Here is a 15207-nt window from a genome sequence, read left to right as displayed (position 1 = left end):
AGCCGCTACAGCACCAGCGTCCGGTAGCGGTCGGCCACCTCCGCCAGCACCTCCGCGCCGTCCCGCGCCCATAGGGCCGGGTTGAAGATCTCCACCTCGATCGGTCCGTCGAAGCCCGTCGCGTCGACGCGCTCGCGGAACCAGCGGAAGTCGACGGCGCCGTCGCCGAGTTGGCCGCGGCCCAGGAGGACGCCCTCCGGGAGGGGGGTGATCCAGTCGGCGAGCTGGAAGGAGGCGATGCGGCCGCCGGCTCCCGCGCGGGCGATCTGGTCGGCCACCGTGTCGTCCCACCACAGGTGGTACGTGTCGACGACGACGCCCACCTGGTCCGCCGGGAAGCGCTCGGCCAGGTCGAGGGCCTGGGCGAGGGTGGAGACGACGCAGCGGTCGGAGGCGTACATGGGGTGCAGGGGCTCGATGGCCAGGCGGACGCCGCGCTCAGCGGCGTAGGGGGCGAGTTCGGCGAGGGCGTCGGCGATGCGCTCGCGGGCCGCGAAGAGGTCGCGGCTGCCGGATGGGAGGCCGCCGGAGACCAGGATGAGGGTGTCGGTGCCGAGGGTGGCTGCCTCGTCGATGGCGGCGCGGTTGTCGGCGAGGGCGGCGGCGCGCTCGGCCGGGTCGATGGCGGTGAAGAAGCCGCCCCGGCACAGGGAGGTGACGGCCAGGCCCGCGTCGCGGATCAGTCTCGCGGCCGCCTCCACGCCGTACTCCTGCACCGGCGCGCGCCACAGGCCGACGCCCGGGACGCCCGCCTTGACGCAGCCCTCCGCCAGTTCGGGCAGCGACCACTGCTTGATCGTTTCCTGGTTGAGGCTCAGGCGGGTCAGATCGCCGCTCACACCGGTCATTGCGTCACTCCGTACACCGTCAGCAGGGCCTTCATCCTCGACTCCGCGAGGCCCGGGTCCGGGAACAGGCCCAACCCGTCCGCCAGTTCGTACGCCCGCGCCAGGTGCGGCAGCGAACGGGACGACTGCTGGCCGCCGACCATCGTGAAGTGCGACTGGTGGCCGGCCAGCCAGGCCAGGAAGACCACGCCCGTCTTGTAGAAGCGGGTCGGGGCCTGGAAGAGGTGGCGGGACAGCTCGACCGTGGGGTCGAGCAGACCGCGGAAGGCCGCCGTATCGCCGGTGTCCAGTCGGCGCACCGCCTCGGCGGCCAGCGGGCCCAGCGGGTCGAAGATGCCGAGCAGCGCGTGGCTGAAGCCGTGATCGTCGCCCGCGATCAGTTCGGGGTAGTTGAAGTCGTCGCCCGTGTAGCAGCGCACGCCGTCCGGGAGGAGGCGGCGCAGCTCGATTTCGCGCTGGGCGTCGAGGAGGGAGACCTTGATGCCGTCGACCTTGTCGGGGTGGGCGGCGATGACGTCGAGGAAGGTGCGGGTGGCGGGGTCCAGGTCGGTGGCGCCCCAGTAGCCTTCGAGCGCCGGGTCGAACATGGGGCCGAGCCAGTGCAGGACGACCGGCTCGGCGGCCTGGCGCAGCAGGTGGCCGTAGACCTCGAGGTAGTCGTCGGGGCCCTTGGCCACGGCGGTCAGGGCGCGGGAGGCCATGAGGATGGCCTGGGCGCCCGCCGTCTCGACGACCTCCAGCTGCTCCTCGTACGCGGCCCTGACCTCGTCGAGGCTGTAGGGGTAGCCGAGCTCGGTGACGGGCAGCTGGTCGGTGCCGACGCCGCAGGCGATGCGGCCGCCGACCGCCTTGGCCTCGGCCGCCGAGCGGCGGATCAGCTCGGCGGCGCCGGCCCAGTCGAGGCCCATGCCGCGCTGGGCGGTGTCCATGGCCTCGGCGACGCCGAGACCGTGGGACCACAGGTGGCGGCGGAAGGCGAGGGTGGCGTCCCAGTCGACGGCGGCGGGGCTGTCGGGGGTGATATCGGCGTACGGGTCGGCGACGACGTGGGCGGCGGAGAAGACCGTACGGGAGGCGAGCGGCGCACCGCCTGGGTCGAAGCCGGTCGTAAGGGCCGCGGGTTCGGTGCGGGGTTCGTACGCGCGGGTGGCGCCGCCCTCGGCGGGGAGGTGAATGGTCACAGGCTCAGCTCCGGTACGTCCAGGCGGCGGCCCTCCGCCGACGACTTGAGGCCCAGCTCGGCGAGTTGTACGCCGCGCGCGCCGGCCAGCAGGTCCCAGTGCCAGGGGTCGTCGAGGGCGACATGGCGCAGGAACAGCTCCCACTGTGCCTTGAAGCCATTGTCGAACTCCTCGTTGTCCGGGACCTCCTGCCACTGGTCGCGGAAGCTCTCGGTGAGCGGGATGTCGGGGTTCCAGACCGGCTTGGGGGTGGCGGAGCGGTGCTGGGCGCGGCAGCGGCGCAGCCCCGCGACGGCCGAGCCCTCGGTGCCGTCGACCTGGAACTCGACCAGCTCGTCGCGGTTGACGCGGACCGCCCAGGAGGAGTTGATCTGCGCGACGGCGCCGCCTTCGAGCTGGAAGATGCCGTAGGCCGCGTCGTCGGCGGTGGCGTCGTACGGCTTGCCCTGCTCGTCCCAGCGGGTGGGGATGTGGGTGGTGACATGTGCCTGGACGGTCCGTACGGCGCCGAAGAGCTCGTGCAGCACGTACTCCCAGTGCGGGAACATGTCGACGACGATGCCGCCGCCGTCCTCGGCGCGGTAGTTCCAGGAGGGCCGCTGGGCGCTCTGCCAGTCGCCCTCGAAGACCCAGTAGCCGAACTCGCCGCGCACCGACAGGATCTTGCCGAAGAAACCGCCGTCGATGAGGCGCTTCAGCTTGAGCAGGCCGGGGAGGAAGATCTTGTCCTGGACCACGCCGTGCTTGACGCCCGCCGCGTCGGCGAGCCTGGCCAGCTCCAGGGCGCCCGCCAGGCCGGTGGCGGTCGGCTTCTCGGTGTAGATGTGCTTGCCGGCCGCGATGGCCTTCTTGATGGCCTCTTCGCGGGCGGCGGTGACCTGGGCGTCGAAGTAGATGTCGATCGAGTCGTCGGCGAGGACGGCGTCGACATCGGTGGACCAGTCGTCCAGGCCGTGGCGCTCGGCCATTGCCTTGAGGGCGTGGTCCCGGCGGCCGACGAGGACCGGCTCGGGCCACAGCACGGTGCCGTCGCCGAGGTCGAGGCCGCCTTGTTCGCGGATGGCGAGGAGCGAGCGGACGAGGTGCTGACGGTAGCCCATACGCCCCGTCACACCGTTCATGGCGATCCGCACTGTCTTGCGTGTCACGGTTTTCTTCTCCTCACCGAGGTCCTCATCAGACGTCGCCAGGGTCATAGCAAGCGCTTTCTATACGCTAACCGCCCCGGCCCGCCCATGTCCACAGAGAGAGCGGGGCCAGAGAGCGGACACGGGGCGGTCGGCGGATCAGCGCAGTGTCAGGCGGTAGCTGAGCGGCGCGCGCCCCGTGATCAGCACGCGGATACCGGAGACATTGAGGCTGCCGGCCATCCAGCTGTAGCGCTCCCCCGCGTCCACGGTGGCCGGCTGACGCGGGCCGCTGCCGTTGCCCGGCCCGAACGTGATCGCGTCATCGCCCACCGTGTACGTCCCGTGCCCCTTCACCAGCTGGTACGTATCCGCCTGGCCGGCGACCGGCTCCACGCCGCCGAGCGTGCCGCCGGGACGGAAGCACAGCTCCAGGGCGAGCGGGACCTCGGAGGGGCCGACCGAGAAGTCCAGGTCCCAGCCGCCGCCGGACTCCCTCAGCCGCACCTCCGTACGCAGGGTGCGCCACTGCTTGGGCCGGTGCGGGAAGTCCATCGCGGACCAGAACCGGCCGTCGTCGGTCAGCGGGTACAGCCCGTCGGCGCGCCGGTGCTGCGGCGGCAGCGGCAGGTGGAACGCGGCCCGGACCTCCGCCGACAGCCGCCAGCCGTCGCCGTCGGCCGTGCGCACCAGGTCCTCGGCCCGGAAGTGGCCGGTGGAGAAGAACTGCGGGGACAGCCGCAGCGAGTCCAGGATCGCCCCGCCCTTGCGCCACTTGAGGAAGGTCGGGTTGGTGGACAGACCGGAGGAGATGGCGTGTACGTCGGGGAAGTCGGTCCCGCCGAAGATCGAGGTGCGGGCGGTGCCCCGGCCGATCCTGACCAGGCCGCACTCCTTGTCGTGGAAGGTGAACTTGCCCGGCGCCTCCGTGGCCTTGGGCAGTGGTGCGGCCAGCTCCGGGTGGTCCAGCACCTCGGCGAGGAAGTCCCCGAGCGGGGTCTCGTCGAAGGTCTGGCCCGCCCCGCGCCGCTGGATGGTCTCGGCGACGGCCGCGAACCGCCCGTCCTTGTCCCGGAGCGCCAGCGCCCGGTACTGGAGCCAGTACTCGGACACATGCTTCGTCGTCTTCTGGTCCTGGCGGCGCGAATGCACCGTCTCCACCTCGCCGTTCGGCTCGATGAGGTGGAGCGTCGCCTCCAGGTTGCGGCGCACGCATGCGTACAGCTCGGGCCGGTCGGTCAGCCGCGCGAGCGTCAGCAGGGAGGGGTTGGTGACGATCGGCGCGTAGGTGGCGCTGCGCTCGCTGTACTGGCCGGCCGGGTACTGGTCGATGCCCTCGGCCAGCCAGGCGTCGATGCGCCGGGTGTAGCTCTCGTCCGGCCAGAAGGAGTTGACGCGGGCGAGGGCGGCGCAGATCTTCCAGCGGTGGTTGGGGGTGTGCACCCCGCCGTCGGCCAGGCCCTTGCCCGCCTTGAGCAGGATCTTCTTGAGGGTGGCCCGGATGGACCGCGTGGAGGTGTCGTCGTCCTCCTCCAGCAGCCCGTACGTCAGCCCCAGGTCGACGATCGAGAAGCCGGTGTCCGGCGGGGAGTGCACCGCGCCCTGGTCGTAGAGGCCGTCGTCGAACTGCGCGGCGGCCAGCGCGTCGGCCAGTTCGGTCAGCGGCGCGATGAGCGCGGCGTCGTGGTGGTGGCCGGCGTCGGCCCATACGTGCACCGAGGCCAGCAGGCGCAGGCTGCGGGCGGCCCAGCGGGCCTTGCCCTGGTCTCTCAGCTCGGCGATGGCGGCGGCGCGGCCGTCCAGGACCTCGGCCACCCGGCCGTCGGCCGCCTCGGTGAGGACGGCCAGGAACTCCTTGTCGACATCTTCGGCCGAGACCGTGGCCCGGCCCGGTGCCGCCGCGGCGGACTCGGGCGCGGCGGCGAGCAGTCCGCCGACTGCGGCGGTCCCGGCGAGGAAGTGGCGGCGGTGCAGGGTCATCTGTGGTGCTCCGTGGTGGTTCGGGGATGCTCAGGGGTGGCCGTGCCGGCTGCGGAGTGCTCGACGGCCCGGGCGGCGAGCGCGAGAGGGCCGGGCACGAGGACGACCAGCGGCGGGTAGGCCCAGGCGCAGACGGCGGCGGTGGCCACGGCCAGCAGCAGGACGGCGCTGCCGCGCGGCGCGCGCACCGTCTCGTACGCCGCCGTACGCACCGCCTCCCGCCAGCTGGTGGCCGACTCCGGGCGGGCGCAGGCGCGCAGCAGGACCACGGCCAGCAGGGCGCCCGCGGCCAGCAGGGCGGGGCGGAAGACCGCCGCGCCCGGCAGCCCGGCCCCGGCCAGCAGCGCGTTGAACAGCAGCAGCGCGCCGCCGGCCACGACGGCCACCCCGGCCAGCAGATCGCCGGTGCGCAGCCGGGCCCGCAGGGCCCGGACGTAGCCCGGGACGGTGATCGTCTCGTCGTGGCGGACCCGCCGGTCGAGGGCGGCGCAGGCGGTGGACATGGCGGCGGGCGCGGTGAGCACCGGCAGAGCGGCGACGGTGGTCAGAAGGCCCAGCAGCAGTACGTCGGAGAAGAGGGCGAAGCGGGGGCCGACCAGCTCCCCCGGTTCCCGGGTGGTGGCATACCGCACGGCGCGTCAGCCCTTCAGTCCGGAGTTGGCCATGCCCTCCACCAGGAAGCGCTGGAAGGCGAGGAAGAACAGCACGATCGGCAGCAGCGCGAAGACCGACATGGCGAACATCGGGCCGAAGGCCGACTGGCTGGAGGCGTCCACGAAGGACCGCAGGGCCAGGGTGAGGGTGAACTTCTCCGGCTCGAAGAGGTAGATGAGCTGGGTGAAGAAGTCGTTCCAGGTCCAGATGAAGGTGAAGATCGCGGTGGTGATCAGGGCGGGCCTGGTCAGCGGCAGGATGACGCTGAAGAACGAGCGGAACGGCCCGCAGCCGTCGATCCGCGCCGCCTCGTCCAGCTCACGCGGCAGCGAGCGCATGAACTGCACGATGAGGAAGACGAAGAAGGCGTCGGTGGCCAGGAACTTCGGCAGGATCATCGGCCAGTAGGTGTTCACCATGCCGAGCTGGTTGAAGACGATGTACTGCGGGATCAGCACCGCGTGGTGCGGCAGCATGATCGTCGCGATCATGAAGGCGAACAGCGGGCCGCGCATCTTGAACCGCAGCCGCGCGAAGGCGTACGCGGCGAGCGAGCAGCTGATGACGTTGCCGAGCACCGCGCCGCCCGCGATGAGCAGCGAGTTCCACAGCAGCCGGCCGACGCTGACCTCGTTCACACCGTCCAGCGCGGTGGAGTAGTTGCTCCACTCCAGATGGCTGGGGAGCAGCTTGAGGCTGGCGATCACCTCGTTGGCCGGTTTGAAGGAGGTCGCGACCAGCCAGGCCAGTGGGTAGAGCATCACCAGCAGCACGGCGATCAGGACGGCGTGCTGGGCGATCCGGGCGGGGCGCGGGCGGCGGCGGGCCGTGGCGCCCGTCGCCACCGGGTGGGTGGTGTCCACGGTGGTCATCGGGCCCCCTCGTTGTCGTCGTTGGCGTAGAAGACCCAGGAGCGGGAGGTGCGGAAGAGCACCGCGGTGATAATGCCGATGGCCACCAGCAGCACCCAGGCCATGGCCGAGGCGTAGCCCATGTGGGAGGCGGTGAAGCCGCGGTCGTAGAGGTAGAGCGTGTAGAAGAGCGTGGAGTCCGCGGGTCCGCCCTTGCCGCCGCTGACCGCGAAGGCCGGGGTGAAGACCTGGAACGCCTGGATGGTCTGCAGCACCAGGTTGAAGAAGAGCACCGGGGAAAGCATCGGGAGCGTGATGGAGCGGAACTGCCGCCACCATCCGGCCCCGTCCATGGCCGCCGCCTCGTACAGCTCGCCGGGTATCTGCTGCAGCCCGGCCAGGAAGATCACCATGGGGGCGCCGAATTGCCAGACGGTCAGCAGCGCGACCGCCAGCAACGCCCAGCCCGGCTTGTTGATCCAGCCGCCGATGTCCAGGCCGAACCAGGACAGCAGGTTGTCCACGGTGCCGCCGTCGTTGAAGATCGCCCGCCAGACCAGGGCGATGCTCATGGACGCGCCGAGCAGCGAGGGGGCGTAGAAGGCGGAGCGGTAGAAGCCCTTGCCGCGCTTGACGGACTTCAGCGCCAGCGCGACCGCGAGGGCCAGCGCGAGCTGCAGCGGCACCGCGATCACGACATAGGTGAGGGTCGAGGTGACCGACCGCCAGTAGCGGGGGTCCTCGGTGAACATCTGGACGTAGTTGCGGAAGCCGACCCAGCTGGGATCGTTGAACATGTCGTAGTTGGTGAACGACAGATACAGCGACACCGCCATGGGCAGCAGCGTCAGCACACTGGCGCCGAGCACCCACGGGGACAGGAACACCCAGGCGGCGCCCTGGCGTTCGCGCTTCGGGGGGCGCTTGCCGGCCCGGCCGGCGCCTGCCGCGGCCGGCTGGGGGCGCGTTGCGGTCGCGGTCATTGCCTCAGCTCCGCCTTCGCCTCGGTGATGTAGTTCTCGGCCGCCTCACGCGGCGACATCCGCTCGAACGACACCTGGTCGTAGTCGCGTGTGAAGGTGGTCTGCAGGGACGCGTCGCCCTTGGGCGGCGCGGGCGGCGGATCCTTGAGCTTGCCCTCGAACTGCTTCTGGTAGGCGGAGACCACCAGGTCGAAGCCCTCCAGCTTGGGCGCCACGACCTTGCGGATGGTGTCGTTGGCCGGAATGCCGCGGGAGTTGCCGAGGATGGCGCCCGCCTCGGCGTCGTTCAGCAGGAAGTCGACGAACTGGGCCGCCTCCTTGGGGTGGCCGGTCTTCGACGACGCCCCGAAGAACATCGACGGCTTGAAGTACTGGCCGGGCGTGCCGTCCTCGCCCACCGGCATCGGCGCGAGCTTCACGCCCTCCCCGGCGATCGGCACGTAGCCGCTGGAGGGGGCGTCCCAGTTGAAGTCCGAGACGGCCTTGAGCCGGCCGAACGGGGTGTTCTCCACCGAGCCGTCGATCTGGGTGGTCTGCTCGGCGGGGCTCACCGCGCCCTGCTTGCGGAGCTTGGTGCACCACTCCCAGAAGCGCGCCAGGTCGTCCGCCGTGAAGCCGAGCTTGTAGTCGTCGGTGTAGAGGACCTTGCCCTGGCCGCGCAGCCAGATCTCGAAGACGTCCTCACTCTGGCCCGGGTCGATGCTGCCCACCCGGCCTCCGGTCGCCTTGGATCGGGACAGCTTGAGCATGGCGTCCGCCCAGTCGTCCCAGGTCCAGCCGACCTTGGGCTCGGGCACCCCCGCCTTGCGCCACAGGACCGAGTCGTACACCACGGTCTCCGAGCCGCGCGCCACCGGGATCGCATACTGCTTGTCGTTGACGACGCCGGTGGCCAGCAGCCCCTTGTCCATCTCGGAGGTGCGCAGCTCGTTGTGGGGGCCCAGGTCGAGCAGCACCCCGCCGTCCGCGTACTGGTTGATCATCCGGTAGTCGAGCTGCATCACATCGGGGGCGTCGCCGCCCGCCGCCTGCGTGGCGAGCTTCTGCTTGTACGCGTCGAAGCCCGCGAACGAGGTGACGATGTCGATCCTGGGGTTCTTCTTCTCGAAGAGTTTGACGGCCTCTTCCGTGCGGGCCGCCCGGTCCGGGTTGCCCCACCAGGTGAAACGCAGGGTGACCTTGCCGCCCGAGCCGCCGCCTTCACCTCCGCCGCAACCGGTGAGGGTCGCGCAGAGGGTGAAGGTGAGGGCCAGGGCGCAGGACACCTTTGTCCTGATTCGAAGCATGCTGTGGCCAGCCTCCCTTCTGATCTTTCCGAAATGTGGTGGCCAGCGATTATGGGGCTGTTCGCCGTGGTGGGGGCAGGGGTCGGATCACTCGCCGTAGTACGGCAGCGTGACGCCGGGGAGTTCGTACTCGTCTCGGCGGCCGCACATGCCGTAGCCGCCCTGCCGGGTGGGCCCGGACGCGCGGACGCGAGCGCGGGCCAGATGCGCCGGGTCGCCCGCCGCGAGAGCGGCCAGCTGGTCGCCGGTGCGCTGCGCGGCGGCGAGCGCGCCGTCGCGCCAACGGGGCTCCCAGGCCGCCACCTTGGGCCCGACCAGCCGCACCGCGGCCTGGTGGAAGGCGCGCAGCGGACCGTCGTCGCCCTTCTCCAGGGCCTCGCGCAGCTCCAGATAGCCGGTGACCGCCAGATCGCGGCGGCGCCGGGCCGCGGCGTCGGCCTCGGGCCCCTCCTTGGCGGGCAGCGTGGCGGCCGCGGTGTACGCCTCGGCGTCGGCCAGGACCTCGGAAGGGAAGGTGAACACGGCGTCGCCCGCCTCGGGCAGCCCGCTGTTCTGCATCAGCACGGTCACCTTCAGCCCGCCGCCCTGCACCATGCGGTGCACCGTGCCGGGCGAGAACCACACCACCGCGCCCGGCTCCAGCGGCGTCTCGACGTAACCGTCCTCGACGGTCAGGGTCTGGACGGCGCCGCGCCCGCCGGTGACCACATACGCCTCGGTGCACGCCAGATGGAGGTGCGGGCTGCCGCCGCACACCCCGTCGGCGGCCTCCCATTCGTACGCGCTGATGTGGGAAAGACCCACCCCGCCCGGCAGCGGATCGGTGATCCCGCTCATCTTCCGCTCACCACCCGTGGGACTTGAGGTAGGTCTCGGCACGGTCCCGGTCCCAGGCACCGTCCGCGATCACCACGCGGTAGCGGTACGCGAAGCTCTCGCCCGGGGGCAGCGCGAACTCCTCGAAGAACGCCCAGGAGAAGGCGACCGAGGGGATGGGCTCGGAGCGTACGAACCAGTGGGAGGCGTGCACGGCTTCGGTGTTCTCCGGCGCGTGGGAGAAGAGCAGTGTGGAGTGGCCGTCCACATCGTCGTGCTCGGCGGTGATGGCGATCCAGGGCGCCTCGGCGGCCGGGGTGCCCATCAGATCGGACGCGCCCTGCTCGCCCTCGCCGCCGCGCCCGCCGGGGCCGAACACATCGCCGCCGGTGAAGTCGCGGGGGCCGCGCCAGTTCAGCCCGGTGTAGCCGGCCATCTCACGGCCCGCGGTGGTCGGGGAGCCGAAGCGCAGCTCCTCACCGCGGACGTTGGTGAGCCGGATCGACCAGTCGATGGCCCAGGTGCCCTCGGCGGGCTCCACGGAGTGGACCTCGACGGTGCGCAGCTCCTTCGCCCACTCCTGGCCACCGCTGTGTTGTTCAGAAGGATGGGCGACCCAGGTGAGCTTCTCGGCGAAGCGCAGCCGGTCGTCGGTGACGGTGAACTCCTCGAAGCCGTCATGGCGCATCGAGCCGACGCGTTCATCGACCCGCTGGTAGCCCTGCTCGGGGCCGAGGTAGCTGTTGCCGCCCCAGAAGTTCTGCTCGGACAGATGGCTCGCGGTCATCTGCAGGCCCTTGTGCCAGCGGTGGTCGTTGGGCCGGTAGCCGGAGACCACATTGCCGGCCAGGGTGCGCAGCGGGTGGGTGTAGGGCTTCAGCGATTCGAACGGGTCGGCGTCCGGCTTGTAGACGTAGGCCAGCAGCTCGACGCCCCCGGAGGCGACCGTGACGCTCTCGCCGTGGGTATGCGTGACGGTGATCGGCTCGGTCATGCTCAGTTCTCCTTGGCGGGTGCCCAGTCGGGGTGGTTGCCGTGCATGGCGTCGTAGTACGGGTCGCCGGGGGCGATCTCGCCGGCGTGAACGGGCCGCCCGGTGAAGGCCGACTTGTAGAGCGCGGCCAGGAACTCCATGGTGCGGCGGGCGTCCGGGCCGCTGCCCGGGGGCCGTACCCCGTCCCGCATCGCGTCGAGCACCACGGCCAGCTGGGCGGTGTGCGAGCTGGGCAGATCGGCGGCCGGGGTGCGCCAGTGGGCGATGCGGTCGGCGGCGTCGCGGGTGTGCGGGGCGGGGGTGTAGACCCAGTCGTCGTTGCTGTGCCCGTACAGGTGGGTGAGTTCGACGGTGGCGTCGGCGCAGTCGATACGGATCCGGCTGACCTCGTCCGGCGACACCACGCTGTTGACGACGGTGGCCACGGCGCCGTTCGCGAAGCGGACCAGCGCGGTGGAGACGTCCTCGCTCTCCACGTCGTGGACCAGCCGCCCGGCCATGGCCCGTATCTCGGTCCAGTCGCCGAGGAGGTAGAGCAGCAGGTCCATCTGGTGGATGCCGTGGCCCATCGAGGGGCCGCCGCCCTCGCTGTCCCAGCGGCCGCGCCAGGGCACCGCGTAGTACTCGGTGTTGCGGTACCAGGTGGTCTGACAGTGGGCGACCAGCGGTTTGCCAAGCTCGCCGCTGGTCAGCAGCTCGCGGGCGTGGACGGCGCCCGAGCCGTAACGGTGCTGGAAGACCACGGACGCGTACGGGCCGCCGTCGGCCTTATCTGCCGCCTCGGCCGCCGCGATCTCGTCGTACTCGGCGAGGGTGAGGCACAGCGGCTTCTCGCACAGCACCCAGGCCCCGGCGCGCAGGGCCGCCACGGTCTGCTCGCGGTGGAGGGAGGGCGGGGTGCCGATGAGAACCAGGTCGGGGCGCTCGGCCTCCAGCATGGCGGCCAGGTCGGTGTAGCCGGTCACGGTGAATCCGGGGCCCGTCTCACCGGGCTCGGCGGCCTGGGCGCGGAATGCCTCCAGGCGGCTCTCGTCCACGTCCACCCCCGCGACGAGGTCGACGCGGTCGGCCTGCGCGCGGAGCGCGGGCAGATGGCTGCCGGAGACAATGCCTCCGGTGCCGACGACTGCGGCACGGATACGGGTGGTGGCTGCGGCCATGAACAGGGCTCCTCGCCGAGGGAAAGCGCTTGCTGGGGAGGACCCTAGACATGGTCCGGATGACCGGACAAGACCTTGGCGAGCACAATCGGGCCCCTGTTGAAACTTTCGAAGGGGAGGGGAACGGGAGGGGAACGGGAAGGGCGGAGCGGGTGCGCGGGTGGTGCCTCTCCATGGGCGATGCGCCCGGACATCCCTCTCCGGCACCCACCCTGACCAGTGAGAGCATGGGCGTGCGCGAAGCCGCCGCGTCCCGGGGCGCACGCGGCGCACCACCAGGTGACCATCCAACGGAGGAATCATGGCAGTGACCCTGGCCGATGTGGCCGCACGGGCGCGGGTCTCGGCGGCCACCGTGTCCCGCGTCCTGAGCGGCAACTACCCGGTCGCCGAGTCGACCCGGGCCCGGGTGCTGCGCGCGGTGGACGAGCTCGAGTACGTGGTCAACGGCCCGGCGAGTGCGCTTGCCGCCGCCACCTCGGATCTGGTGGGCGTGCTCGTCAACGACATCGCGGACCCCTTCTTCGGGATCATCGCCGGTGCCGTGCAGTCCGAGATGGGGTCGGCCATGGGCGCGGAGTCCGGCCGCCACGGTGAAAAGCTCGCCGTGATCTGCAATACCGGCGGCTCCCCGGAGCGCGAACTCAACTACCTGACCCTCCTCCAGCGGCAGCGCGCCGCCGCCGTCGTGCTCACCGGTGGCGCCGTCGAGCACCCCGACCACATGGCCGCGGTCGCCGCCAAGGCGTCCCGCCTTGCCTCCTCCGGCACCCGCGTGGTGCTGTGCGGCCGCCCCCCGATCGAGGACGCGGTCACCCTCACCTTCGACAACCGCGGCGGCGCCCGGCGGCTCACCGAGCATCTGCTGACCCTCGGCCACCGCCGGATCGGCTATGTGGCAGGCCCCGCCGAGCGCACCACGACCCGCGACCGGCTCGAGGGGCATCGCGCGGCCATGTCGGCGGCGGGCCTCGGCAGCCTGAGCGAGGGGGTGGACCGGTTGACCGTCCACGGGCTGTACGACCGCTCCTCCGGCTATGACGCCACGCTCGAACTGCTCCGCCGCGACGAGGCGTTGACTGCCATCGTGGCCGCCAACGACACCATCGCGCTCGGCGTCTGCGCGGCGCTGCGCGACCAGGGGCTGCGGATCCCCGACGACGTGTCGGTGGCCGGCTTCGACGACCTGCCCTTCAGCGCGGACGCGGTCCCGGCCCTCACCACGGTCCGGCTGCCCCTCCACGAAGCGGGTGCCCGCGCCGGGCGCCTGGCGCTGGGCCGCGAGCCGCAGCCGCCGGGTGGGGTGGCGATGGTGCGCTCCGAGCTGATGGCTCGGGCGTCCACGGCTCCGCCGCGAGCTGCCAAGTAGGCGCCGGGTAGGCCCGTCCGAAGCCGGCCTGACCTCGGCGCGTTGCCGGGCGGCGGGCGGTGGCTGGGAACAGCCGGTCGAGAGCCCCGGGACACCGGTGGTGTTTTAGAAGTGCTTGATCTGGAGCAAGTATTGGGTCAAGCGACTTTTTTGGGGGACCCATGTCCGACGACCTCGACACCGCCATCGACGAGGTGCGCGCCTTCAACCGGTTGTACACCCGAGTCATCGGCGTCCTCGACTATCCGGGCCGGCTGCACACCCCGTACACCCTCAGCGAGGCCCGCATCCTGTACGAGCTCGCCCAGCGCGAGCGCGCCCATGTGTCGGCGCTCCGTGGTGACCTGGGGCTGACCGCCGCCCATATGAGCCGGACGCTCGGCCGCTTCGAGGAGCAGGGCCTGATCACCCGCGAGCGCAACGTCCGCGACGCCCGCCACCAGCAGGTCTCGCTCACCGCCGAGGGCCGGGCCGCCGCGGCCGAACTGGACCGCAAGTCACGGGAGTCGGTCGCGCGGCTGCTGGCCCGGCTGGATCAGCCGCAGCTGCGTCGGCTGCGCGAGGCACTGGCGACCGCGCGCGGTGTGTTCTCCGGCGAGCCGGAGCGGGTGCGGCTGCGCGGTCCGGGCCCCGGCGATCTCGGCTGGATCGTGCAGCGGCACGGCGCGCTGTACGCCAAGGAGTTCGGCTGGAATGCCGAGTTCGAGGCTCACGTGGCGCGGATCGTGGGTGAGTTCGGCACGGATCCGGCGCACGAGCGCGCTTGGATCGCCGAGCTCGGCGGGCGTCCGGTCGGATCGGTGCTGTGCGTACGGGACGAGGCGCCCGAAACGGCGCGATTGCGGCTGCTGCTCGTCGAGCCGGACGCCCGGGGGTTCGGGATCGGTGACCGGCTGGTGGGGGCGTGCGTGAAATTCGCCCGCAAGGCGGGCTACCGCGAACTGGTGCTGTGGACCAACGACGTCCTGACCGCCGCCCGCCGGATCTACCAGCGGGCGGGGTTCGAGCTGATCGCCGAGCGGCGGCACCAGAGTTACGGGGCCGATCTCGTCGGCCAGGACTGGCGGCTCACCCTCCGGGGAAGATGACGTCGCTGCACGAGTAGAACGACTGGTCCAGGTGGCTGGCCTGCCAGATCATGAAGACGACATGGCGGCCGGTGCGCCCTGGGGCGTTGACCGGGATCGAGACGGTGACCCCGTTGAGCGAGGGGTCGGTGGAGGGCTCGCCGACTCCGGGAGCGATCTTGCCCGTCTGGGCGACCAGTTCGAGATCGCTCCAGCGCAGCGGCTGGGTGGTGGCGTCGTACCCCTGCTTGGTGACGTAGATGCGGTAGTAGTCGGCGCCGTGCTTGGCCTGGTCGTGGTTCTTGAAGGTGAAGCTGTTGCTGACGGCCGTGGCCTCCCACTTGCCGGGCACGTCCATCGCGTTGTAGCGGCCCGAGGAGGTGTGCCCGCCGCTGCAGAGCTGGCCGTCGGGGAGGGCGGCCTGGTGGTTGCCCGCGACGCCTTCCCGGTAGAGGCCGTTCCAGTTCCACATGGCGTTGACATCGGCCTGCCAGGCCTGCCAGCACATGGGGTCCTTGGTCTTCATCTCCGGGTTCTGGAAGTCGCCGCCCCAGCGCTTCCAGCAGCCGTAGTTGCGCGAGGCCGGGCCGATGGCCGAGCCGTGGGCGGCGGCGGTGTCCGCCAGCGGGATCGCGATCATCAGGACGGCGGCGGACGCGGCGGCCGACGCCCGCGCCACCCACCGTCTCCGGTTGTGCTCATGACAAATCATGGTGGCTCCAGATGTCCCTTGTTCTCCTCTGATACGGGGTGTGCACGATGTACGGGAGCGCTCCCATCGTAGGACCGGGCCCCGTGAGCGGCCAGGGAGCTGAGGGGCGTCATCCGGCCGAAAATCGCTCGCGTCGAGGAGACTTCGCGGGATAAGGAGTGAGTAGTTGGAACTGGATC

The 15207-nt window shown here is 71.2% G+C and carries 14 protein-coding genes; 2 read left to right on the top strand and 12 right to left on the bottom strand.

Annotation, left to right across the window (positions count from 1 at the left end; translation table 11 throughout):
• Positions 1-5: 5 nt before the first annotated feature.
• The 11 genes from ACWDSL_RS21245 to ACWDSL_RS21195 all read right to left on the bottom strand — a co-directional run bounded on the left by ACWDSL_RS21245 (position 6) and on the right by ACWDSL_RS21195 (position 11880).
• A complete protein-coding gene (locus ACWDSL_RS21245) occupies positions 6-848 on the bottom strand; it encodes a sugar phosphate isomerase/epimerase family protein (protein WP_450487570.1) in 843 nt (280 codons plus the stop codon).
• Complete coding sequence (locus ACWDSL_RS21240; RefSeq protein ID WP_450487568.1) at positions 845-2029, bottom strand: dihydrodipicolinate synthase family protein; 1185 nt, start codon at positions 2027-2029, stop codon at positions 845-847. Before ACWDSL_RS21240 ends, ACWDSL_RS21245 begins: the two co-directional genes overlap by 4 nt.
• Complete coding sequence (locus ACWDSL_RS21235; protein WP_450487567.1) at positions 2026-3177, bottom strand: Gfo/Idh/MocA family protein; 1152 nt, start codon at positions 3175-3177, stop codon at positions 2026-2028. The genes ACWDSL_RS21240 and ACWDSL_RS21235 overlap by 4 nt, the downstream gene beginning before the upstream one ends.
• Positions 3178-3315: 138 nt before the next feature.
• On the bottom strand, positions 3316-5136 hold the full coding sequence (locus tag ACWDSL_RS21230; RefSeq protein WP_450487565.1) for a hypothetical protein: 1821 nt from the start codon (positions 5134-5136) through the stop codon (positions 3316-3318).
• Positions 5133-5768 (bottom strand): hypothetical protein, encoded by a 636-nt coding sequence (locus ACWDSL_RS21225; RefSeq protein ID WP_450487563.1) that lies wholly within the window; start codon positions 5766-5768, stop codon positions 5133-5135. The genes ACWDSL_RS21230 and ACWDSL_RS21225 overlap by 4 nt, the downstream gene beginning before the upstream one ends.
• A gap of 6 nt (positions 5769-5774) precedes the next feature.
• Positions 5775-6662 (bottom strand): carbohydrate ABC transporter permease, encoded by an 888-nt coding sequence (locus ACWDSL_RS21220; RefSeq protein ID WP_450487561.1) that lies wholly within the window; start codon positions 6660-6662, stop codon positions 5775-5777.
• Positions 6659-7624, bottom strand: coding sequence for a carbohydrate ABC transporter permease (locus ACWDSL_RS21215; RefSeq protein ID WP_450487559.1), 966 nt, complete (start codon positions 7622-7624; stop codon positions 6659-6661). Before ACWDSL_RS21215 ends, ACWDSL_RS21220 begins: the two co-directional genes overlap by 4 nt.
• Positions 7621-8910 (bottom strand): ABC transporter substrate-binding protein, encoded by a 1290-nt coding sequence (locus ACWDSL_RS21210; RefSeq protein ID WP_450487557.1) that lies wholly within the window; start codon positions 8908-8910, stop codon positions 7621-7623. Before ACWDSL_RS21210 ends, ACWDSL_RS21215 begins: the two co-directional genes overlap by 4 nt.
• Positions 8911-8997: 87 nt before the next feature.
• The gene (locus tag ACWDSL_RS21205; RefSeq protein WP_450487555.1) at positions 8998-9747 is read right to left on the bottom strand and encodes a cupin; all 750 of its coding nucleotides are present in this window, start codon (positions 9745-9747) and stop codon (positions 8998-9000) included.
• 7 nt (positions 9748-9754) lie between these two features.
• Positions 9755-10720, bottom strand: coding sequence for a DUF6807 domain-containing protein (locus tag ACWDSL_RS21200; protein ID WP_450487553.1), 966 nt, complete (start codon positions 10718-10720; stop codon positions 9755-9757).
• Between the two features lie 2 nt (positions 10721-10722).
• On the bottom strand, positions 10723-11880 hold the full coding sequence (locus tag ACWDSL_RS21195) for a Gfo/Idh/MocA family protein (protein WP_450487551.1): 1158 nt from the start codon (positions 11878-11880) through the stop codon (positions 10723-10725).
• A gap of 301 nt (positions 11881-12181) precedes the next feature.
• On the opposite strand from ACWDSL_RS21195, the gene ACWDSL_RS21190 reads away from it, so the two are divergent.
• Positions 12182-13249 carry a LacI family DNA-binding transcriptional regulator gene (locus tag ACWDSL_RS21190; protein ID WP_450487549.1) on the top strand — a complete coding sequence of 356 codons (1068 nt, stop codon included), beginning with the start codon at positions 12182-12184 and terminating at the stop codon, positions 13247-13249.
• Between the two features lie 161 nt (positions 13250-13410).
• On the top strand, positions 13411-14337 hold the full coding sequence (locus tag ACWDSL_RS21185) for a bifunctional helix-turn-helix transcriptional regulator/GNAT family N-acetyltransferase (protein WP_450487548.1): 927 nt from the start codon (positions 13411-13413) through the stop codon (positions 14335-14337).
• Here the strand turns inward: ACWDSL_RS21185 and ACWDSL_RS21180 are convergent.
• Positions 14318-15028: a lytic polysaccharide monooxygenase auxiliary activity family 9 protein gene (locus tag ACWDSL_RS21180; protein ID WP_398529236.1), complete on the bottom strand. Its 711-nt coding sequence runs from the start codon at positions 15026-15028 to the stop codon at positions 14318-14320. The genes ACWDSL_RS21185 and ACWDSL_RS21180 overlap by 20 nt on opposite strands.
• Positions 15029-15207: the final 179 nt, after the last annotated feature.

This window comes from Streptomyces sp. NPDC000941 (assembly GCF_053599555.1).
Note: the sequence above shows the minus strand (reverse complement) of the source record. Positions and strands in the feature narration are given on the sequence as shown.